We start from the raw sequence: 22980 nt of genomic DNA, 5'->3' as shown, positions 1-22980 counted from the left end.
GATGTGCGGGATTGCCGGAATTCTTCTTGCTCCCCATGCCCTCGATACGAAGCCGCTCAGGGCGATCGGGCCGATGACAACGGCCCTTCGCCAGCGCGGACCGGACGGGGAAGGATTCTGGATCGACCGCCAGGCAGGCGTTGCGCTGGGCCACCGGCGACTGGCGATCGTCGATCTGTCGGAGACGGGCGGCCAACCGATGCGTTCGGCAAGCGGCCGGTATGTCATCACCTTCAATGGCGAGATATACAACTTCTGCGATCTGCGCCGTGAGCTTGAAGCGGCGGGCGGTTCCTTCCGTGGCACCGGCGATACCGAAGTCATGCTGTGCGCGATCGAGAAGTGGGGTCTCGACGCAGCTGTTCGACGTTTTGCCGGCATGTTCGCGTTCGGGCTGTGGGATATGCAAACCCGGACGCTGCACCTCGTCCGCGACCGGATGGGCAAGAAGCCGCTCTATGTCGGCCTGACACACGAAGCGCTAGTCTTTGCCTCGGAACTGAAGGCGATCACCTGTTTCCCCGGCTTCCGCGCGGAGCTGGATGAAGACGCGGCGACGATGATGCTGTCGAAAGGATGGGTGCCGGACGGCTATTGTATCTGGCGAGCGGCGTTCAAGCTGCCGCCTGGTTCGACCATGTCGGTGAATTTGGCGGATCTTGCCAATGCGCGCAGCGTCGGTGCCCTTGCCCAACGCGTTCGGCACTGGTGGTCGCTCGCCGAAATTGCATGTGCAGGGCAGCGGGAGCCGGCCATCGGCAGCGACGAGGACCTCACAACCGAGCTGGACCGCCTGCTTCGCCTCGCAGTGCGCGAACGAATGATTGCGGATGTGCCGCTTGGCGCCTTCCTGTCGGGCGGCATAGACAGCTCGACTGTCGTCGCCCTCATGCAGGCGCAATCCATGAAGCCGGTGCGAACTTTCACCATCGCTTTCGACGAAGGAGGGTTCGACGAAGCTCCGCATGCCGCGACCGTGGCGAACTTCCTGGGCACGGATCACTCCGAGCTTCACCTGTCCGCCGCCGTGGCGCGGGAGGTCATACCGGAACTGCCGCGGATCTGGGACGAGCCGTTCGGCGATGAATCGCAGATTCCGTCGCTGCTCGTGTCGCGCCTCGCCCGCCGGCACGTTACGGTGGCTCTGTCGGGTGACGGCGGCGACGAGTGCTTCGCCGGCTACTCCAGGCATTTCCTGGTGAGCCGCCTGACGCGCCAGCAGCACTTCCCGTCACCGCTTCGCCGAGCGATAGCCGCAGGTACGGGTCTGCTTGCCCGGGCTTCGCTCCACGATCTGGTCGGGCGCCTGCCGCTGCCGACGGGCTTGCGGCATGCGCTGCGAAGCGATCGCTTGCATCGCCTCACAAGTCTGCTCGAAGCAGCGAGCGAGGATGACCTGCTGCAACGGCTGACGAGCCCTTCGACCGGGACCCTGGCCCGTCGTCGGCTAACCATGCCGAGCTCCGGCTTGCCGCGGCCCGATGACCTGTTGTCTCGTCTCCTGCTTGACGACATGGCCGGCTATTTGCCCGGCGATATTTTGGTCAAGCTCGACCGCGCCAGCATGGCCAACGGCCTCGAGGGTCGGTGTCCGATCCTTGACCATCGCGTCGTTGAATTTGCGTGGCGCCTGCCGGCTGGCACCAAGGTTCGGAACGGCAAGGGCAAGTGGATCCTTCGCCACCTGCTGGGCCGCTATTTGCCGCGGCAGATGATTGATCGGCCGAAGCAGGGCTTCGACGTTCCGGTTGGCGCCTGGCTGAGAGGACCCCTTCGCATGTGGGCCTCGGACTTGATTGCCGACGCGCGTCTGTCCGGCGCCGGGCTACTCGACTTTGCCAAAGTGGACGCCTGCTGGCGGGATCATCTCGACGGCAAGCAGGACCGCGCCCGCGATCTGTGGCCAGTCTTGATGTTCGAGGCGTGGCGCAGCCAGGCGGCCCGGTCGATCGCATCCGACGCAAGCCGGTCTCAAGAATACGCGCTGCAGGGTGATTGAGATGGTCAACCAAGTTCAACTTCTAAGGCCGAAGCCGGCGGCGGCGCCAACGCACGACGCCAGGCCACGGCGGCTGGCCCTCGAAAAGATGAACGATCCGACACCCTTGCAGCAGGTGCTGGTGACCGTTTGGAGGCAGAAATGGCCCATCCTCGGCATGGCCATTCTAGGCGGCGTCCTGGCCGGATTTGTCGGGATGATGCGCCCTCCCCTCTATGAGGCGAGCACACAAATGATCGTGGACCTGCCCGGCAGCCCTGGTCCCGCCGCGAGCGCGCCACAGGATATGCTGGCTGCGACCGTCGATGGCCACCTGACTGTGCTTTCATCGGAAGCGCATTTGAGGAATGTGCTGATGGCTCTGCGCGCGGCGGATGCCGATCACCCTCGCACGCGCCCGGTCCCGGCCGCAATCGAGCCGAATTCCATGCGCGGTATCATTCACTTCATGGCGCAGAAGACGCAGGCGTCGGCGAGCAGTCTCTTGTCCTGGGCCTGGTCCGGTGGCCGACAGGATGCGGCCGCAACCTCGGAAACAGCGGACGCGGCGGCGCTCAAGGCGCTGAAGGACGGCCTGAGAGTCGGCCAGGAGCTCCGCTCCCGGATCATCGGCATCGCTTTCACCGACCGCGACCCGGTGCGGGCCGCGCAGGTCGTCAACGCGGTGGCCGGCGTCTACATCGGGATGATTGCACTGCAGAACCGCGCCTCGGATCAGCACGAACTCGCCTTGATCGCCTCCCGCTTGCCTGAAATGCAGGACGAACTGGGGCGAGCCACCGAGCAGTTGCAAACATATCGGCTCACCAACGGCGCTTCCGACCGAGGAAGCCCCGACGACGGCGGTCGCGAGATCGCTGGTCTTGGACGGCAGATGTCCTTGGTCAAGGCAAGCCTGGCCGAGGTCGAGACGCGGCTCCAACGGGCTCGCGGCCCGCGCACAAGCGGCGTGCAGGCTCAGGATTCGGCCGAGGCAACCGGGGCGCCTGCGACCATTGACCCTGCCACGGGCACGGCCGCTACCGGCACTCCCTCGACAAACGAGATCGACGGGCAGATCGCCCGGTTGGATGCCGAGCGGCAGGTCTACCTGGGCCAGATAGCGTCGCTGCAGGAACAGAGCGACGCTCTCAAAGCCGCGGCGGCCGACGTCGCAGGCCACCTTTCAGGCTTGCACGCGCTCGAATTGAAGGTCGACGTCATCTCTCAGCGCTACAATGAATTGTTGGCCCGCCAGCAGGATCTGCAACAGCGCATCAAATTCCCCCGGCCGGACGTCGCCGTCCTATCCGAGGCGCGGCCGCCGATGCGCCCGGTGACGCTGTCGCCGGTCTTTCTGGTTCCGCCGGGGATGATCGTTTTCGGCCTCGCCACCGCCGTTTTCGCACTCGCATGGCGGTACTTCGACAGAACCCTGCGCAGCGAAGCTGAAGCCGAGGCTGCGCTGGAGATCCCATGCGCAGGTCTTCTTCCAAAGGTCGCCCGGCCAGGCGCGAGGCAGCTTTGCAGCCTGCTGCTGGGGCAGCACCGGGCTCCTTACACACGAGCGGTCGGTTCGCTGCTGATTTCCCTGGCCAAAGCAAGGCTGCGCCGGCCCGGCGTCATTCTGATACTTCCGAGTGACGAGGACGAGGACAAGACTGTGCTTGCATGGAGCCTCGCACTGACCGCGACCCGGCTTGGCGAACGGGTGCTTTTCGTAGACTTCGATCAGCAGGAAAAGCACATCACGCGCGCGTTTCGGACCGAATTCAGCACGTCCAGAAACGGCAGTTCCGTGGCCAGCTTCCTTGTCGGCAACCGCTCTTTGCCCGAAACGGTGGAAGACATGGCGGAAATCCATATCGACTTCATGCCTGCGCCGCCGATTTCGAACGACCTGCTCCACCTCGTATCAACGGTGGACGGGGCAAAGGTCATGGACAGCTTGCGTGAGAAATACACTCTCGTGGTCCTGAACGGCCCATCCGGGCTGGCGAGGCCGGAAGCGAGATTGCTGAGCAGTTGGGCGGACGCGGTGCTTCTGGCGGTGCGTTGGGGCAAGACGCCGCGGGACATAGCGCGCAGCGTCGTCGAGTTCATCGGCGTCGAGGACCTCCCCTGGAATTTGCCCGCATCCCTCGTCAGCGTTCTGACGCAGGTGAATCTCAAGCAGCACGCCGGCTACCGGTTCGGAGACAGCGCCGGTCTTTTGTTGCCGGCCGCTGGCGCAGCCGAACCTGATCGGGAATGAAGGAACAATTGCAATAGGGCCAGGCCACGACACCTCGATCTGCGGATTGAATTGGCATGATCATCGAATTTTTCGGACCGCCAGGGTCCGGCAAATCAACCCTTGCACATAGCCTCGCCGGCCGCCTGCGCGATCGAGGTTGGGCAGCCAGGGTTATTCTTTGTTATCAACCCCGTAATAAAGGCGATAGCTGGGATCGTTTTGGGGTGATCTCGGTAATTACTAGAATTTCCTCAGCTATTTTCGCGCTATGTGTAGCATTTCTGCCGTCTGCATATGAAAACAACGGAGTTAGATTGAGCAATAAATTGATAAGAATTATTCCGCCTAAGCAAATTATCTGGCGGGTTCGAATGTGGCAATATATTGTTCGCCTGTCACTCTGCTGGAAGCAGTCGCAAGAATCGACAGACGTAACGATATTCGATCAAGGCTTCGTCCAGGCAATCGGGTCCTTGGCTATGTTTAACGACACCACGGACGACCGGATGATCGCGCAAGCGCTTTTTTTTGCCCCCCCGGCCGACCTCGTGATTCGACTGGTCGTACCGCGCGATATCGTGGAAGCGCGGCTGCAGGCGAGAATGAGGCTCGAACCGGCGGCGGAGCGGCTTTTTGAGGTCGATGTCGCTGGCAACATGAACGCTTTCGACGTCTTCGACAAAATTGGCAATGTTGTCCAGCGCGGGGACCAAAGCATCCTTTCGGTTCACGCAGTCGACCAAGAGTCGACTGCAATCGACCTTCGCTTGGTGGAAGAGGAAATTCTGGCGCAGTTGTCGCGGACCGGACTTCATCCCGCCAACCAGTGGCAAGGCGGAACCCAGTCGACAGGAAAGGCAGTGTTGTGACCAGCGCGCCGGACTTAGGCACAGGTTCGAAAAGGCGTCAGCTCGGACGCCGTGCGGCCAGTGCGGTAGCCGACGTCCCGCCGATCTCTGCCGCGGCCAAGGCTACGGCCTTGGCCGCGATGTCTCCCCGGCGCCACGATGTCGGCCAGCGTCTGATGCTTGCCAGCATCTTCGCCCTTCTGGTCTATGTCAGCGGCGCTGGGCTTACCAGCATCGCACAGCTTGGAATCGCGCGCATGGTCGGCGCGACGAGCTACGGCATCTACTCATATGCATTGGCCTGGAGCATGGTGCTCGCCACCCTATCGACGCTCGGCTTCAACCTGTCGCTGTTGCGCTTCGTGCCGGAGTACAGGGCAGCCGGGCGTTCGGACCTCGCACGCGGAGTCATCATCGTCGCGCTGTGGTGGTCGCTCACGGCGGCCGTACTGGCAGGACTGACCGGAGCCGGCCTTGTCGTCTTCTCGAGGCGGCTTCACGGGGAACTTCAGACAGCGATGCTGCTTGCCATGGCGGCCGTGCCGCTGATGACGGCCTATGCGCTGGGTGCCACGCTGGTTCGCGCCTTTGGAGGCGTGGTATCGGCGCTTTTGCCTGAGCGCGTGGCGCGCGACGGGCTGCTCTTGGCCTTGTTGGCCGGCGCGGCATTTTCAGGTTGGGTGACTTTGGATGCCCGGCTCGCGATGACGGCGGTCGTCACCAGCTCGGCCGTTACCGTATTGCTTGTGCTCGTTACAGCAATAAAGATGCGGCCGGCGGACCTGCTGACCGCGCAGGCGAGCTTTACCTGGCGCCGGTGGCGGTCTGCAATCCCTCCAACCATGCTGATCACCGGGCTTGATGCCTTCGTAAGCCGGACGGGTGTTATGCTTCTGGGTTGGACCGGCCGGGTACATGATGCCGGCATTTTTGCCCTGGCGCTGAACGTTGCGCTGCTGGTCGGCCTTTCAAGCGTGGCGGTCAGCACGATGTTTTCGCCAACCGCAGCGGATCTTCATGCCCGCAAGGATCATCAGAGCCTGCAGCGGTTGTTTTCCAGAGCCGCGGTCTTGAGCTTCAGCGGAGCGCTTGCGTTGGCCGTGCCATTGTTTGTGGTCATCGAACCTCTCCTGGGCTGGTTCGGGGAGGATTTCGCCGCAGGGGCGCCCATAGCACGCATCCTGATCATGGGTTACCTTTGCAGCGCCTTCTGCGGACCTCAGTTGAACCTTCTCACAATGACCGGGCATGAATGGGCCGCCGCCGCGACGATGGTCAGCGGCGCAGTGGCCAATGTCGCCGCTTGTGCCGTCGGCATTGCGCTCGACGGCTCGATTGGAGCGGCGGTAGGCTTCACGCTCGCACTGGTCGTGTGGAACCTCGGAATGGCAATCTATATCCGCAAACGACTGAACATCGTCCCCGGTCTGATCTTTGCCACCTCGGCCCTCAGGGTGGGGCAATTCAGAGCTCGCTGGGGATAGCGGCATGTCTCCAACCGTGGAGTTCGACGCAATGATGTCTATTGGTCATCAGGCTACCCGCGTTCCGCGACTGGAGCCCGAATCTCCATCGGCAGCCCAAGGCGGCCAGATGGAAAATGCCGGTGCCGTACCGGCTGTGGAGCCGCGGATTCTGAACATCTTGCTCGTGGTGCTCAACGCCTTGCGGCAAAGCGACGTGGAATGCTGCTACTGGAAGAGCAGCCGGCGCCTTCAGGCTGTCCTGTCGGGCGAATCCGACTTCGATCTGCTTGTTGCGCGCTCCGATCAGCATCGCGCCACCCAAGCCATGCTTGCCTGCGGCTTCAAGCGTTTCGAATCCGCAAATTGCCATGGCCATCCTGCAGTTCAGAGTTTTCTCGGCTATGACGATCCTAGCGGCCGTATCGTCCATCTCCATCTTCACTTTCGCCTCGTCGTCGGCCAGCCCCTGCTGAGAAACTATCAGCTTCCCTGGGAACAGCTCATCCTGGCCTCGGCGATCCCACACCCGACATTGCCCATCAGGATGCTGGATCCGACGAGCGAAGCATTGCTCCTGCTGGTGCGGGGCAGCCTCGAATTGCGGCGGCGAGATCCGATCGTGCTTCGCAACTGGCAAAGTGCGCAGGAAAAGTTCGAACTTGATCGGTTGCACTTGGCGCCGCAGGTCGATCGCCGCAGTCTCCGCGACCAGGCAGCAAGACTAGTGAAAGAGGACGTCGCGGAAGCGATTGCCGAGGCACTGTTCGCGGCGCAGCCCTTTGCGGCCCAGCATCGTCTTCAAGCCCGGATCCGCAAGGAACTGGCGGCGTACCGAACCTACAACAGTGTCGACGCCCTTGTGCGCGGTATCGGGCGCGCAATCCTGTGGATCGCCGGCGGTCTGAACAAGCGGTTCGTGCACATTCCACGACCCTGGAGCCGCCGTGCACCTGGCGGTGGCATCGTGGTAGCATTGGTTGGCATCGACGGCAGCGGAAAAACAACGGTGACGACGGCAATCCGTCAATGGCTCGGGGCGGAAGTCGATGTACTCCCAATATATTTCGGCACCGGCGGCGGCAGGCCATCGCTGCTGCTGCTGCCATTCAAATTGCTAGTGCCGATGGCCTCCTGGGCGCTTGGGACTAAGCCCGCGGGCAGTTCGCACGGCGGCATCTCGGATCGCCCACCGGGGCCTTTCTACAGTGCCCTGCTTGCGGTCTGGGCAAGCATCGTCGCGGTCGAAAAGCGTAATAAACTACTGGCCGCGCGTCGTGGCGCGGATCGTGGAATGGTCGTTATCACCGACAGGTTCCCCCAGGATCAGATCGCGGAGTTCAACGACGCTCCACTGTTGCCCCGATTGGCCAAGATTCCGGCCTGGCTCCGGCGCTTCGAAGCCAACGCATACGCGCTTGCCCGCCGTCTGCCGCCAGATCTCGTAATCAAGCTGCAGACCACTCCCGAAGTCATCATGTCACGCGAGCCGGATATGGATCCGCTGGTCATTCGACGGCGGGTGCCGGCCTTGCAGCAACTGACCTTCGGCGGCGCCGCGGTGGTGAGCCTCGACGCCGGGCAGCCGTTGGCCGACGTCATCCGTTCGGCCAAGGCTGCGATCTGGCAGTTGCTTTGATTGCATCGTGAATCATCCGGCAGATCGTCGGATGATGGCATGCCCTCACGGCAAGACCGAAATGCGTCCGAGAAGAGCCACCAGTTCCGCCTGCCGCTTCGTCTCAGTCTTGGCGAACAAGGATGCAAGTTGGGAGCGGATCGTCGTGCGGCTGAGGTGCCAGCTCCGTGCGATTTCCAAAGGCGCATCACCTTGAGCCAAGCGCAACGCAAGGTGCGTCTCGGCACTCGTCAAACCGAACATGCGCTGCAGCGTCTGAGGATTGGCCGCAGTCCTGTTTTCGCGATCCAGCAATGCGACGATGCAGGTTCCGTCATGTGCGACCACACCAATTTCATCCAGCACCACTGGGTTATCGCCAAGGTTTCGGATCACGACCCATGAGAGTGAACCTGGCAGGAAATGTACCGGTACGTTTGCAACCAGACGTCTCAGTCCGGCCGAAAGCGCACTTGCCGTTTCGGCAGCGTCGCCCTGTCGTTCAATCGTGGCTCGAGCGGCCGCATTCCACTCGATCACCTTCCTCTCGCTGTTGAGCACCAGATAGCCGCACCCGATGCGCTCGAGCATGCCGGTGATGGACTCCAGACTCCGACGTTGCGACCTGCCGGCCGGCTCTTCGGACCGGTCCGTGGCGCATGTTGGATACGTCGTCTGGGATTGCCGCGCATATGCGTTTTTCAGCACGATGTACCGTCCGCCGGCAACCGCGTCGGTGTGCCTTCCAATCAGAGCCATTTTTGTACCCCGCCCTACCTGCACACAGTCTCCGCAATTACTTGCGGTTACTTATGCTTGTTTGATCCAGATGAATTCCCCTGACTTGAATTTCGACGTGTCTGATATGTCTGCGACAGGGTCGTGGCCGGTCGCAACCCGTATGATTCTATTCGCCGGCTAAAGCGTGGCAATCCCACGGCGGTACTAAGCCGCCTCCGAACGGTCTAGTCTCGACGGACTAGTCCTAAAGTTGTAGTCTGTTGCATGGGCTCATATTTGCGCTGGCTGAATTCGACGGTGCCGGGGACACCGCTAGCTCACGTAGCTTCCGCAGTGATTCTGGCAGTTTCAATAGTATTCGAAGCAACCAATTCTATACATGTCGGGCAAGACGGAGCTTTTATCTCGTTCATTCCCGCGATTATCATCATCGTATACCTCGAAGGTCGGTCGGCCGCGATCGCCGCGACGCTTGTGATGGCGGCGACAGGGCTTTGGGCCCGGCAAGCACTGAATTCCCAGATTTCCTACGAGGATTTGACCCGCGCCATCCTGCTCCTGGTCTCGGGCGGGGTAATTGCGACGATATTCCACCGCTTGCGAACCGAGCTGAGTGAAGCACTCAGGATTGCTGAGGCGAGGCTGGCGGCCGTGCAGGAAACGGAGAGCCGCTATCGATGGGCTTTCGAGCGGGCCGCCATGGGCTTTGCAAGCAGCAATCGACGCGGCGAGTTGCTGCAAGCGAACGAACGCCTGTGCGAGTTGACAGGTTACGAGACGTTGGAACTTGCCCAGTTGCAGATTGAGGAACTCATTCACCCTGATGACCGGGACGAGGTGCAGGGGTTTCTGAGAGATCTTGGTAGCGACGCCGCTGCATTCGGTGCAGAGGTTCGCCTGTTGCGCAAAGATGGCAAGACATTCTGGGCCCGCCTGACTCTTTCTTCGTCCCCGCATGATGAAGTTTTCGCCGACAGCGTGTTCATTGTGATCGATGACATTTCGGAGCGACGAACTGCACGCGAGGCCCTGCGGGCGCAGAAGGAATGGCTTGATCTCGCTCTGTCTGCCGGTCGCATGGGCACGTGGCGAATGGATTTCAGGGACGGGACAGTCACTGGCTCTGGCAAGTTCTGGGACATTCTCGGCCTGCCAGTTGGTCCCACCGCTCGCCTGGAGGACCTTTCTGCTGTGGTTGACCCAGCTGATTGGCCCAAGCTCGCAGGTTCGATGAAACCCTCAACGACAGCGAACTACGATATCGAAATTCGTGTTCGGCGGCAGGACGAGCATGTGCGCTGGATCGCCCTGCGCGGACGCAAGGAAAAATACGATGATCGTTCGCTATACATCGGGGTGGCGGCCGACCTCACCGAGCGTCGGCAAACAACGCTTCTGCGCGCAGCCGCGAAGAAACGCGAACGCACCATGCGCGAAGAGCGCCATCGCTTCAGCAATCTGTTTCCGGTGATCACCGCCCTGGTGAAGATGATCAATGTTCCCGGCAACGACATCGCCAAGTACAAGGAGATGCTGATCGATCGGATCAGAACCCTGGAGGCGACGCATCTGCTCCTATCGCGCCGCTCGAGCACTTCCGGGATGCTCCACGATCTCGTCTCTCAGGAGCTTCAGCCTTTTGCAGAAACAAGAGACATAAGAATCGTCGGGCCATCGCTGGTAATGCCCGCCGGGGCCGCCGAGAGCTTTGCCATGGTTCTTCACGAGTTGACGACCAATTCAGTAAAGCATGGCGCGCTAGGCGATACCGAGGGCCGCGTCGAAGTGACGTGGAGCTTCGCGTCAGCTGACGCAGGTGGCGACGTTGTGTTCGATTGGGTGGAATCGGGGCAGCGGAAGCTCGCGGGCATCGTACGTCATGGTTTCGGTTCGATGATAATCGGTGTGGACGGGGCGCCGCTGGTCGGTCATTCGCCGAAATTGGAGATATCGGAGCGCGGGTTCCGATATTCGTTGCGGCTGTCGCGGAAAGAAATTGAACTCTAACCTTCGTTGTTCGCAAGCCAGCTTTGCAGCAAAACGGCCGCTTCGGTCCGGTTTCGAACCCCAAGCTCGCGCATGATGGCCGCTGCGTGGATTTTCGTCGTCGCTTCGGCAATCTCCAAATTGCGGGCAATTTCCTTGTTCGAGTACCCTTCTGCCATCAACTTGAGAACTTCCTTCTGTCGCGACGTCAACTTTGCGAGGCCGCCGATACCGTCGCGCCGCCTGGCCGCGAATCTCTCCGTGAACGCATGCGCCTGCTGACCGTGCCCGGCAGACGTGCGCGAAAGAAGTGCCGGAACATAGATGCGACCCGCGAGCATCTCGTTCACAGCCAGCACGACTTCCTCGTCCTTTTGCGATTTTACGATGTAGCCGTACAGCCCGATCGAAAGGGCTTTGAGTATCTCCGCGCGTGAATCGTCGGCCGAAACGATTGCGAAATGCGTATTGGGGTAGGCAGACATAACATCGCCGAGAATCTCCTGATCGAAGAGGCCCGGCATGTTCAGGTCAAGGATCGCAAGATCGATTGATGCCTGTTGCTCCAAGAGGCCGATCACGGCGTCGAAACACGCCGCGTCGAATATCTCGGCGCCCGGAATGCCCGCGGTCAGAGCCAGTCGAAGGCCACGGCGATACAATCCGTGATCGTCGGCGATGACGATCCGATGCATTTCCCTACCCCAACGCTTGTCGGCGAGCATACTCCTACCAGCCCGCCACACTCCATCATCGTGAGATGTGCCAACCGTGATAAGCTAAATTCGTGGCCGACCACTAATCGTCACACCCCAGCGAGGTCCGCGTTGTCCCTCGCCCACGAACGTCACATTACTAATATAATCCTAATTTGAACGCGTTGCCTATCACTTAGTCGTCATAGAGCAGCGGGAGTTTGCGGCCCCACCCTCAAACCTCTCAGCCGCGGGACACCCGCAATGCCGGACGACTACCATTCAAATGCACGACGACAACCATTCGAACGCACGACGACACTCGGTTCGAGCGGTCATAGCATCCATGACGCGCTCTTCTGACGCTTGGGAGGGGAGACTTCGGACACTCTCCAGCTGGCTTGCGACGTTGCTCGCCGGCCAGCGCATGACGAAGGAGCCAGATGAACCTGGGAGGATAGGATGAAAGCGGTGATTCAATGCGGTGGAATGGGAACCCGCCTTCGTCCCTTCACATCGGTCTTGCCGAAGCCGCTCATGCCGATCGGCGCGCGCCCCGTTCTGGAGTTGCTCCTGAAGTGGTTGCGACGTAACGGCATAGAAGACGTCTACATCACTACCGGATACCTCGGACACCTGATCCGCAGCGTCTGCGGCGACGGCTCCCAGTGGAACCTGAAGATTCGGTATACCCAGGAAATAGAGCCGCTCGGAACCATCGGCCCGCTGTCCTTGATCAGGGACGAGTTGACCGAGCCGTTTCTCGTCCTCAATGGCGACGTCCTTACAGATCTTAGTCTCAGTCGGTTTGTGGCGGCGCATCGCAAGCATAAAGACCCGGTAACGATCGCTACCGCCTGCCGCTTGATCAAGATGGATTTCGGCGTCATAGATGAAACAGACAATATCGTTCAGGTATTTCGCGAGAAACCGACGCTATCCAATCTTGTAAGCATGGGGATATACTGCATGGACCCAAGTGTCTTGCCGTTCATCCCCTCAGGTGTGCCATTTGGTTTTGACGATCTCATGCTGCAGATGATGCAGGCAGGCACGGTCGTGCATGTGTACAAGCACGAGGGTCTCTGGCTCGATATCGGCCGCGTCGACGACTTCCAGAATGCACAATCGATCTCGTGGGAAGAGCAGTCGTCCTCGGTAGAGGTCGCTGCAGTGGCCGCGTGAAAACAGTCGTCCTAGGCGAACGGCCGGGGAGGTCACGATGCTCTTGGTGAGTGCCCCGATCCTGGGCGTACCGGAGAAGGCTGCGCTATCGAAGGTGATCGACAGCGGTTGGCTGACGATGGGGGAGCGGGTGCAGGCCTTCGAGCGGGCCTTTGCGGATGTCCATGGCGCGGAGGATTGCGTTGCGGTCAGCTCTTGCACCGCCGCGCTTCATCTGATCCTGCACGCGCTCGGGATCGGCCCGGGGGACGAAGTGCTGGTTCCGTCGCTGACCTTCGTGGCGACCGCGAATGCGGTGCTATATGTCGGGGCGACACCGGTCTTCGTCGACATTGAGTCGATCGACGTCCCATTGATGTCACTCGCCGAAGCAGAGGCGCGTTGCACGCCGCGCACGAAGGCGGTCATCCTCGTTCATTTTGCGGGCTACCTTGCCAATCGCGAACAATGGCAGAGGTTCGCCCGTGCGCGCGGGCTACACATCATTGAGGATGCCGCACATGCGCCCGGCTTAAAGGAAGTTGGGACATTCGGCGCCGCCGCCGCATTCAGTTTCTATGGCAACAAGAACATGACGACGGCGGAAGGGGGGGCCGTCATTGCCCGCGACCCCGATCTGCGCGAGAAAATCCGACTGGCCCGCGGCCATGGGATGACCTCGGGAACGCACCAGCGGTTGAACAGCCGCACGCCGCAGTATGACGTGACCATGCTCGGGTTCAACTACCGCATGGACGAGATGAGAGCGGCGATCGGCCTGGTCCAGCTCCAGAACCTGCAGGAGTGGAACGAGATAAGGCGTATCCTGGCCGTGCTGTACCGGCGCCTCATCGCAAGCCATTGCCCGGCTGTGACAGTCCCGTTCAGCCAGCCCCGAACGTCCGCCTACCACATCATGCCAATCATTCTGCCGCGCTTTGCCAGGCGGCAACACGTAATCGACGAACTGCGAGCTCAGGGAATACAGACCACCATCCACTACCCTCCCCTGCATTGGATGACACTCTATCGCGAGCGTTTCCCCGGCATCCACCTGCCGCTCACGGAAGACTTTGCCCAGCGCGAACTCACGATTCCATTGCATCCCCAGATCACGTCTTCCGCGGTCGAGGCCGTGGTGGCTGCCCTGGCAAGCTCACTCGACAGCTCCAGCCAAGCAGGAACAGCGGCATGAACGCTTCGGACCTTTCGCTGCATCGATATTTCAGTCCCTGCCCCAGCCACGGGTTCACAAGGCGGTCAATCGATCTCGCCGTGGCTACGATGGCGGGTGCAATGTTGGCACCGCTAATGCTGGTGATCGCCGTCGCCTTGATGCTGGAAAGCGGCTGGCCCTTCCTGTTTGTTCAGACCCGCGTCGGGGCGGGCGGCCGACCATTCCGCATGTACAAATTCCGGAAATTCGCCGCGCGGTGCAGCCCGGGCGGCGTTCCGCTGACCGTCGCCGGCGACAGCCGCATGACGCTGATAGGAAAGCTGCTCGCCGACACCAAATTCGATGAGCTGCCCCAACTGTGGAATGTCCTGAAGGGCGACATGGCGATTGTCGGGCCGCGACCCGAAAGCCTTGCCTTTGCTGATTGTTTCCTTGGGGGCTTCGAGGCTTTGCTGCAATACCGGCCTGGCTTGCTTGGTCCAACGCAGGCCCTCTTCAGGCACGAAGCCCATCTCTATCCGCAGAACCTGGATCCGGTGCTGTTTTATCGAGAAATCCTGTTTCCCGCCAAGGCGAGGATCGATCTCTCCTACTATCCGGAACGCTCGATCGCCTCGGACATCGTCTGGATGTTTCGCTCCCTGCGGGCGGTCCTTTATCCGGCACCGCCAGGCGGTGAGAGCTTCGTAGTCGCACGCCGCAATATCCGAGGGCCGGCCCCGCTAGGTCGGAGAGGAAAGGCCTGACTATGGCTTACACGGGGAAGAAAGTCCTGGTCACCGGTGCCGATGGATTTATCGGATCGCACCTCACAGAGGCATTGGTTCGCAACGGCGCCGATGTCACCGCGCTGGCTCTCTACAATTCCTTCGATAGCCATGGCTGGCTGGACGACCTCCCGGAAAGCGTTCGAAACCAGCTGAAGCTGGTCCGCGGCGACGTTCGTGACAGCGCGTTGCTCAACCGGATTACACGCGGCCAGGCCATCGTGTTTCATTTGGCGGCTCTGATTGCCATTCCATACTCGTACGCCGCCGCGCAATCCTATGTGGAGACCAATATTCTGGGCACGGTCAATGTGCTCGAGGCCGCGCGCCATTGGGAGACGGAGCGCGTGGTGCAAACGTCCACCAGCGAGGTTTACGGCACGGCACTGACTATGCCGATCAGCGAGACCCATCCTCTGCAGGGACAGTCGCCTTACTCGGCTTCCAAGATCGGAGCCGACATGATGGCGGAGGCCTATGCCAGGTCCTTCGATGTCCCCGTCGTCATCATGCGACCTTTCAATACTTATGGCCCGCGCCAGAGTGAGCGCGCAATCGTGCCGACCATCATACGGCAGGCCCTTGATCCAGATTGTCCGGCGATAATGGTCGGAGACACAAGCCCGATCCGCGATCTCACCTTTGTCGAAGACACGGCGTCGGCATTCCTGACCGCCGGCACAGCCGAGCTCGAATTTGGTCGTCCCTACAACGCCGGCAGCCAGCGCGCCTCGACCATCTCCGAGGTGCTCGATCTGGTGCTCGAGTTGAGTGGTTCGAAAAAACCCGTCCGTCGCGACGAAAGTCGCTTGCGGCCGCAGAATTCGGAAGTCCGCGCGCTGCTCGCGGACTGCACGCGCTTCGCAGGCGAGACCGGATGGCGAGCGCAGACCAGTTTGCGCGATGGACTTGAGCTGACCATCGACTGGTGGCGCGCGCGCCTAAATGAGGGACGCGTGCGCCGCGAGAAGGACTACATGATATGACGCTACTTCTCCGGCGAGCGCTGGTGGTGATGGGCGGGGTCATGTCATTGGCCCTGTGGACGGCCGAATGGCACGACAATGGCGCGGCGGCACAGCTCCTTGCGACAGCGCCGATGGAGTTGCCCAACTACCTGCAGCAGACAAAGGATCCGGCGTTCGGGACTGTCCTCACCCGTATCACCAAGCCCGGCGACCTCGGCGCAGGTGTCGTTTGCGGCGACAAATATTGCAGCCATCGTTACTCAAGCTCGCAGGCTTGGAATTCGGACCAGAGCCTACTTGTCCTAACCAATGGCTGCGGCGGCATGTGCTTTCTCGATGGGCGGACGTTTGCTCCGCTTTTTCATCGCGATCGATCCACCGAATGCGAATGGCATCCGCGCGATCCCGAGCTGATGATCTGCGTTCACGACCAGAAGATTTCGACCTGGGCGCCACGCGTCGATCGCGAGGAAATCCAATTCGCTTCGACGGACTACGCCGGGCTCCAATTCGGACCGTATAAAGGCAATCCGAGTCTCGACGGGACCCGCATTGCGGTGCGAGCCACCCGCAAGGATGGCCACCAGGTCGCCTTCGCCTTCGACCTGAAGCAGCGGCGGAAGTTCGCGGACATCGATCTTGCCCAAATTGCCGGGACCAACAACGCCTGCTCGATCTCCCCCTTGGGAACAAGCATTCTTTGCTTTCAGACACTCAAAGACGGTGTCGAGCAGGCTTTCATTTTCACCGTGGACGGAGCCTTGCGCCAAACATGGCCCGAGCATCATCGACCCGGCCATGGCGATATGACGGTCGATGCCGACGGCAGCGAAGTCTATGTCGGGATAAGCAAATCGGACCCGGACAAGTATCAGGTGATCAAGCGACGGCTGTCCGACGGAAAAGTCACCCCTCTGATGAAGTATGGCGAAGCTCAACATGCTTCGCTCAGATCCCTTGGCATGCCCGGCTGGGTATTCCTGAGCTACGGCGGAAACCCGGACCAGGTCGCCAGTCATCCGGATTGGGCGCCCTATGCGCGCGAGGTTATCGCTCTGCGTATAGACGGGAGCGGGGAAGTTCGGCCCATCGTCCAGACACGGAACACTCCATTCGACTACTGGAGCGAGACCCATGCCTCACCATCGCCTGATGGTTCGCAGGTGGTTTGGTCGAGCAATTGGGGGGTGCCTGGCGGTCCAGTCTACGATTTCGTCGCTCACCTCGATTGGCCTCGGGAGAGGTTTTCGAACCAAACAGAGGTTGCCGCAAATGGTGCCCATTAGCAGAATTGCGCTCGCGTCGATCGCCGCGTTCTGTGCAGCTCAGATGGCCGTAGCTGCGGATATGGTGGGCCTTTATCGGCTTTCTCCCGGCGACACGGTCGAGGTTGCGGTTGCCTCGGTTCCCGACTGGCCGCGCCGAGCAGTGGTCCAGATGGACGGCACGATCGCGCTTCCCGAAGTCGGGGTGATTTCTGTCGTCGGCCTCACCTCGGCCGAACTACAGACCCGCATGGCAACGATCTTGCCGACGAAGATCTTCCATATACGCCTGTCCGACGGAGGGGAGCAGACCGTCATCATCAAGCCGGACGATGTGACCGCCATCGTCGCCGACTATCGCCCTGTTTATGTGACCGGTGACGTGCTTACTCCCGGACAGCAGGCCTACCGTCCGATGATGACCGTGCGACAGGCAGTTGCGGTGGCCGGCGGATACAGCCTCTTACGTTCTAGGACCAGTCAGGCCGGCCCCGATCCGGTGGATTTGCGGCGCGACTATGAATCCCTTTGGGGGGAATACACCAAGGCCTACTTTCACGGTGCCCGCATCCGGGCCGAATTGGCGAACAAGGACAGCTTCGATACCCAGGTGCCGCAAGGCTCGCCCTTGCCGGACAGCATCGGCGCGGCTATCGCCCAGGCCGAGGGACAGGCGCTCAAGATAGCGCTCGGCGATTATCAGCAGGAGCAGCGGTTCCTTGACAAGGCTGAGAAAGACGCCGCTGCCGAAGTCGCCGTGCTTGCAAAGCGCCAGGAGGTCGAGACCGAAGGGGTGAAGGCGGACGAACAGGACCTGGCGCGGGTGACCAAGTTGTACGAGGCAGGCAATCTGACAAACAACAGATTGGCCGACGTCCGGCGCGCCTTGCTCCTGTCGTCCAGCGGAGCCCTGCAAACGTCGGTCGAGCTGATGCGGACGCGCCACCAGCAGGAGGACTACGCCAGGCAGCGTGAACACGGCGACAACCAAAGAACGATTGGTTTGCTGACCGAATTGAAGGAAACCGACGCGTCGCTGGTGGAACTCACCGCGAAGCTTCACGCCGCCAGCCAGAAATTGCAGCCGAGTGGAGCATCTGCGCATCCCCTGCCGATAGCCGGTGAAACGATCCAGGCCCAGGTGATCATCGTTCGCAAAGTCGGTGCTGAATGGCGAAAGCTGCCTGTCGATGAAGACGCCGCCGTGGCGCCCGGCGACACCGTAGAGGTCAAGTTCGCAAGCGAACTCGAAAGCAGTGCCATCCAATGACGCGGCGCGGTTCAGCCGACAGAAGATTTCAAGTGATGCGCGCCGTCTGACGCGCGCCCGCGTCGCCACATCCATCACGGTTCGTCGTATCGACTCGACCCGGAACCTCCTTCGGCTCCTATCCCTCTCCCCCGCAAAATTCCGTTCGTGCGACACTCTATCCCCAACTTGATGGGCTGGTTTCGGTCCCCCTCGAGAGCGGCGTCACGATTTTGCTGCATTTTGCAAAGAGGGACACATATTAGTGGGGATGAATGTTCGACGAGGAGGGGGAGCAAGGCTGCTCCAGGAAGGTCCAGGTTGTCCATCATCATCGGCAGAGCCAATGAGATCGCTCCGCGCTTTGGCGTGGAAGACAGCAGATCATGAAGCCAACGGAAAGGCGCGCGTCCGATCTGCATAAGGCGATGTTGAGCTGTGTACCCGGGCTGGTCGGCGTCGGCCTGTTCTCGGCGGTCATAAACATCCTCTCGCTGACCGGCTCCATCTATATGCTTCAGGTCTACGATCGCGTTCTGCCGTCGCAGAGCGTTCCGACACTTGTCGGATTCACGATCGGCATGCTCGGTCTCTACGCCGTGTATGGCCTGCTCGATTTCGTGCGGCTTCGGCTGCTGGTTCGAACAGGCAGCCGCCTTCACCGAAAGCTGCAGCCCAAGGTCTTTGCCCTCTCGCTTTCCCTGCCTCTGATCAAAGGGCAGGACGCGAGCCGTGTGCAGCCGCTTCGTGATCTCGATCAATTGCGCGGCTTTCTTTCCGGGTTGGGACCCACAGTCGTCTTCGACGCTCCCTGGATGCCGTTCTACCTGGTCGTCATCTATTTGCTGCATCCTTCCCTCGGCATGCTGGCGACGGTCGGTGCTCTCCTCGTCGTGCTACTGACGGTGGTCGCCGAAATCCTCGGGCGCGGACCGGCCGCTCGCGCCTCTGAAACACTTCTGGCACAACGCAGCCTTGCCGATTCTGGACGCCGCAACGCGGAGGTCGTGCGAGCCATGGGCCTTTCCAGGCGACTCGGCTGGCGGTGGAACGAGATCAGTCATGCCTATCTCACCCACCAGGAGCGGCTCTCCGATATCGTCGGCGCCACCGGCTCGCTGTCGAGGGCGCTCAGAATGGCTTTGCAGTCTTCCGTTCTAGGGCTCGGCGCCTATCTCGTGATCGGTGGCGAAGCCTCGCCCGGAGTCATCATCGCATCCTCCATACTCCTCGGCCGCTCGCTGGCGCCGGTCGACGCGGCGATCGCGAACTGGAGAGGGTTCGTGTCCTTCCGGCAGAGCTATGCTCAACTGACGGCTGCTCTGACCGCTTTCGGTGGCCATGTCGAGCCGATGGAACTGCCGCGCCCCCAAGCCATGCTTGCGGTCGAGGAGCTGACCATAGCACCGCCGGGCCAACTGAAGCCGACCGTGATGAACGTCGGCTTCGATCTGACGAGAGGCGCGGGAATGGCCGTCATCGGCCCAAGCGGCTCTGGGAAAACCACGCTCGCGCGAGCCTTGGTCGGGGTCTGGAGCCCGCTTCGTGGCACAGTAAGACTGGATGGGGCTTCGCTCGATCAATGGAGCCCGGAGCAGCTCGGCGCCCACATCGGCTATCTGCCGCAGGACATCGAACTGTTCGATGGAACGGTTGCCGACAACATCTCGCGGTTCGGCGGCAAGGGAGACGCCAAGGGTGTACTGGCTGCTGCCAGGGCCGCTGGAGCCGACAAAATGATCATGCGTCTGTCGGAAGGCTTTCAAACACGCGTGGGAGACGGAGGCGCGGCTCTGTCCGCCGGGCAGAGGCAGCTCGTGGGACTCGCCAGGGCGCTTTATGGCAATCCGTTTCTCGTCGTGCTGGACGAACCGAATTCGAACCTGGACGTGGACGGCGACGCCGCCCTGGCTGCGGCGATCCTGTCGGTGCGCCAGCGCGGGGGTATTGTCATCGTTATTGCGCATCGCCCCTCCGCCCTCGCCAACATCGATCAGGTTCTGGTGATGTCCAACGGCATGCTGCACTCCTTCGGCTCGCGCGAGGACGTGTTGGCGAACGTGATCCGGTCCGTCCCACCTGGAGAGCGTCCTAGTTCGGTCGTCCCGTCACCGAAGGGCGTGAGCGGACATGCGTGAGGCTGCGCATCATGGCTGAGGCGGCAGCTTGGCAGAATAGCCTGACGGCCGGCGCGAGCGAATGGGCGGAGGCAACGAGACCACTCGACGCTTCTGACGGCATCCGCGCCAATCTGCGATTGGGTTTTGCGGTAACGGTCCTGCTGTTCGTTGGCGCAGGACTCTGGCTCGGGCTCACGAAGATCGCCGGCGCAGTGATCGCGCCGGCCACCGTGGTTGTCGAGAGCAACATCAAGAAGGTCCAGCATCAGACTGGCGGCACCATTGGCGGAATCTTCGCGCAGGACGGCGATCATGTGCGGGCCGGCGATGTGCTGGTCAGACTGGACGATACGCTCACGCGGGCAAACCTGCAGATAATCAACGGAGATCTCGATCGCGCGACCGTTCGCCTCGCTCGACTGGAGGCCGAGCGCCAGGGGGCGCCGGATATGAAGCTTCCGGCCTCTCTTCAGGCCGAAATGGACAATCCCGAACTGGCCGGGCTCGTCAAGGGCGAGCAAGCCCTGTTCGAAAGCCGCGCCGCTGCCTTGACAGGTCAAAAGGCGCAACTGCAAAGCCGCTCGCAGCAGCTGCAAAATCAGATCGACGGGCTCAAGGCGCAGAAAGCCGCGACGGACGATTCGGTGGTCCTCCTTGACAAGGATCGGGCCGACGTCGAAGCGCTCTACTTGAAGAAGCTGGTGCCCAAGGAGCGATTGAGCAACGTCAGGTTGGAGGCGACACGGTCCCGTGGCGAGGCCGGGCGCCTCGCCGCCGCGGTTGCGGAGGCCGAAGCCAAAGTCAGCGAAACCGAGCTGCAGATCCTGCAACTGGACGAGCAAAAGCGCAGCGACGTGACGAGCGAACTCCGCGAGACTGAAGCCAAGCTGACCGAGCTCAACGAGCGCCGAGTTGTGGCGCAGGACGAGCTTACCAAGACGACCATCCGCGCCCCGCAGTCGGGGACAATACAGGAATCTTCAGTCCACACGATTGGCGGCGTGGTCGGCGCCGGGGAAGTGCTCATGATGGTCGTTCCCGATGCCGACGACCTGGTGCTGGACGCGCTCATCCCCCCATCGCGGATCGATGACGTTCGCCCCGGTCAGCCTGTCTCGATACGCTTCCCGGCTTTCGATGCCGGCACCACACCCGCCTGCCAGGGCTCCGTTCGGCGCGTTTCGGCGGACCTGATCAAGGATCCGCAGCATCAGCTCTCGTATTTCTCGGCGCGTATCAGCGTCGAAAACAAGGCGGACTGCCTGACGGAAACAAAGGTGCTCAAACCCGGGATGCCGGCCGAAGTCCACATAAGCACTGATCAGCGCAGCGTCTGGTCCTACCTGCTCAAGCCTCTAACCGATCAGATGTCCCGGGCCTTTCGCCAATAGCGTAGGAGACCATTCGGATAGAGGGCACAAGGCGCTGATTGCCGTGATCGATGTGGATCGGCGGCGTTCTTTGTGCCGAGGCGTTCGAACCCGCACCCGGCCTGCCGCGGATGAACCCGAAACAACGTTTGCCGCTGCAAGCCGGGCTTCGAACACAGCGCGCTGGTGTCAGGTCGAATCGACCTGAAATCATCCGCCTCTAAATCAAAGGATAGAGCATGATGTCGTCCGAAAACCGCTTCACTTCTCGGCATCATGCTTGGTAATCGAGCGGCCCGGCGGCTCTTCGGGGGGTACTCAGTTAGCCACCGGGCCTAACCGGCGGGGCATGGGACCTGTTGGGTCGCCGGCTGCGGCAAGTATGCGCGCGTGTCGTCGGCTCGGCATCATTCGAACGAACACGATGCTTGTACGCCCGGCCTTTCACCGGGTCACGGCAAGCCTAGCGTCTCCCCCTGGTCAATGGACCTGTCACGCTTGACTGTCTTCATCACAACGAAGGGTGACAGGCGGAAGTCTGCCTGATCTGCTGAACGCAAGATTGGCTCGGGGGTGCAGAACGCCGATATATAGTCGGAGACCACCCGGACAATTTCGTGAGGTCGATGGATGCGCGGACAGCGACATGAAGAGTTTGGCCAATCCACACTGGCGATCCTCGAAGCTGAATGCGCCGAGCGCGCCGCCAAGGCGGCCAGGCTTAAGTCACTTCGCCAGCAGTTTCTGCTGGCGAAGGCAGAATTGCGGATTTCCTTCACCGAGGAGATCGATTGCACCGTGCTAGCGGCGGCATTGAGGGATTGCCGGGATTCAAGGCGCCTCCTCTCCCCCGGCAAGTGATCCTCTACGCCGGCAAGCCTGGCGTTTCTATCGACGATCGGATCAGGCGCCATGCGGGGCGCCACGACGTTGGACGCCGACGAATTTGTGCGCAGGTCGCAGGCATCTGCAGCGCACTGCGCAAGATTTTCGAGAGAAGCGCCGGCCGACCTGTACCTGCATCATTCGAATGGAGGGTGCACGTTACAGTGCTCCGATCTATTCCGAAACATTACGTCAATACGAATCCAGTTCGCGACAAGAACCGGAGCGTTGCTTCGGTTCACTCGAGCCGGAAAGCTTCCCGCATTTACACCTGGGGAAGCGTTGTCCGATCTCGCGAGGATCGGATTGACGTCCACATGATTGCCGCCGGCGGTGATCCATCCCTTACGGATCGGGGTTCCGAATGACCAGTTCGTCTCAGATCACCACTCAATTCTCCGGCATTTCGGACACTTCGAGCGATCCGCCGCACAATGCGCTCGCCGTCGG

17 protein-coding genes are annotated in these 22980 nt (G+C 61.2%); 15 read left to right on the top strand and 2 right to left on the bottom strand.

Annotated features, from left to right (window positions below):
* Window position 1: 1 nt before the first annotated feature.
* From asnB to RFM52_RS05470, 5 genes are all read left to right on the top strand, one after another.
* Window positions 2-1999 carry an asparagine synthase (glutamine-hydrolyzing) gene (gene asnB, locus RFM52_RS05490; RefSeq protein WP_320294497.1) on the top strand — a complete coding sequence of 666 codons (1998 nt, stop codon included), beginning with the start codon at window positions 2-4 and terminating at the stop codon, window positions 1997-1999.
* An 88-nt stretch (window positions 2000-2087) separates the two neighbouring features.
* The gene (locus RFM52_RS05485; protein ID WP_320294496.1) at window positions 2088-4232 is read left to right on the top strand and encodes a GumC family protein; all 2145 of its coding nucleotides are present in this window, start codon (window positions 2088-2090) and stop codon (window positions 4230-4232) included.
* Between the two features lie 56 nt (window positions 4233-4288).
* Window positions 4289-5083: a nucleoside/nucleotide kinase family protein gene (locus RFM52_RS05480; protein ID WP_320294495.1), complete on the top strand. Its 795-nt coding sequence runs from the start codon at window positions 4289-4291 to the stop codon at window positions 5081-5083.
* 119 nt (window positions 5084-5202) lie between these two features.
* Window positions 5203-6546, top strand: a complete 1344-nt coding sequence (locus RFM52_RS05475) for a lipopolysaccharide biosynthesis protein (protein WP_320295016.1) — start codon at window positions 5203-5205, stop codon at window positions 6544-6546.
* A gap of 4 nt (window positions 6547-6550) precedes the next feature.
* Entirely contained in the window at window positions 6551-8164 is a 1614-nt protein-coding gene (locus RFM52_RS05470) for a nucleoside/nucleotide kinase family protein (protein ID WP_320294494.1), read from the top strand.
* Between the two features lie 45 nt (window positions 8165-8209).
* On the opposite strand, the gene RFM52_RS05465 is transcribed toward RFM52_RS05470, so the two are convergent.
* Entirely contained in the window at window positions 8210-8734 is a 525-nt protein-coding gene (locus RFM52_RS05465; protein ID WP_320294493.1) for a helix-turn-helix transcriptional regulator, read from the bottom strand.
* Between the two features lie 426 nt (window positions 8735-9160).
* Between RFM52_RS05465 and RFM52_RS05460 the strand changes: the two genes are divergently transcribed.
* On the top strand, window positions 9161-10891 hold the full coding sequence (locus RFM52_RS05460; RefSeq protein WP_320294492.1) for a PAS domain S-box protein: 1731 nt from the start codon (window positions 9161-9163) through the stop codon (window positions 10889-10891).
* Here RFM52_RS05460 and RFM52_RS05455 read toward each other — a convergent pair.
* Complete coding sequence (locus RFM52_RS05455) at window positions 10888-11565, bottom strand: response regulator transcription factor (protein WP_320327836.1); 678 nt, start codon at window positions 11563-11565, stop codon at window positions 10888-10890. The two genes, RFM52_RS05460 and RFM52_RS05455, sit on opposite strands and share 4 nt — an antisense overlap.
* A 462-nt stretch (window positions 11566-12027) precedes the next feature.
* Between RFM52_RS05455 and RFM52_RS05450 the strand changes: the two genes are divergently transcribed.
* The 9 genes from RFM52_RS05450 (at window position 12028) to RFM52_RS05410 (ending at window position 22506) form a co-directional block, all read left to right on the top strand.
* Window positions 12028-12750 (top strand): nucleotidyltransferase family protein, encoded by a 723-nt coding sequence (locus RFM52_RS05450; RefSeq protein ID WP_320294490.1) that lies wholly within the window; start codon window positions 12028-12030, stop codon window positions 12748-12750.
* Between the two features lie 37 nt (window positions 12751-12787).
* The gene (locus RFM52_RS05445) at window positions 12788-13924 is read left to right on the top strand and encodes a DegT/DnrJ/EryC1/StrS family aminotransferase (protein ID WP_320294489.1); all 1137 of its coding nucleotides are present in this window, start codon (window positions 12788-12790) and stop codon (window positions 13922-13924) included.
* Window positions 13921-14652: a sugar transferase gene (locus RFM52_RS05440; RefSeq protein ID WP_320294488.1), complete on the top strand. Its 732-nt coding sequence runs from the start codon at window positions 13921-13923 to the stop codon at window positions 14650-14652. Before RFM52_RS05445 ends, RFM52_RS05440 begins: the two co-directional genes overlap by 4 nt.
* Window positions 14653-14654: 2 nt before the next feature.
* Complete coding sequence (locus RFM52_RS05435) at window positions 14655-15659, top strand: SDR family NAD(P)-dependent oxidoreductase (protein ID WP_320294487.1); 1005 nt, start codon at window positions 14655-14657, stop codon at window positions 15657-15659.
* A complete protein-coding gene (locus RFM52_RS05430; protein WP_320294486.1) occupies window positions 15656-16927 on the top strand; it encodes a hypothetical protein in 1272 nt (423 codons plus the stop codon). The genes RFM52_RS05435 and RFM52_RS05430 overlap by 4 nt, the downstream gene beginning before the upstream one ends.
* Entirely contained in the window at window positions 16914-18176 is a 1263-nt protein-coding gene (locus tag RFM52_RS05425; RefSeq protein ID WP_320294485.1) for a polysaccharide biosynthesis/export family protein, read from the top strand. Before RFM52_RS05430 ends, RFM52_RS05425 begins: the two co-directional genes overlap by 14 nt.
* Window positions 18177-18541: 365 nt before the next feature.
* On the top strand, window positions 18542-20293 hold the full coding sequence (locus RFM52_RS05420) for a type I secretion system permease/ATPase (protein ID WP_320294484.1): 1752 nt from the start codon (window positions 18542-18544) through the stop codon (window positions 20291-20293).
* A gap of 11 nt (window positions 20294-20304) precedes the next feature.
* Entirely contained in the window at window positions 20305-21666 is a 1362-nt protein-coding gene (locus RFM52_RS05415) for an HlyD family type I secretion periplasmic adaptor subunit (RefSeq protein WP_320294483.1), read from the top strand.
* A 609-nt stretch (window positions 21667-22275) separates the two neighbouring features.
* Window positions 22276-22506 (top strand): hypothetical protein, encoded by a 231-nt coding sequence (locus tag RFM52_RS05410; RefSeq protein ID WP_320327835.1) that lies wholly within the window; start codon window positions 22276-22278, stop codon window positions 22504-22506.
* Window positions 22507-22980 lie beyond the last annotated feature (474 nt).

It is taken from the genome of Mesorhizobium humile (assembly GCF_033977215.1).
Classification (GTDB): Bacteria; Pseudomonadota; Alphaproteobacteria; order Rhizobiales; family Rhizobiaceae; genus Mesorhizobium; species Mesorhizobium humile.
The sequence above is the reverse complement of the archived record's forward strand: the minus strand, read 5'-3'. Positions and strand labels throughout refer to the sequence as shown.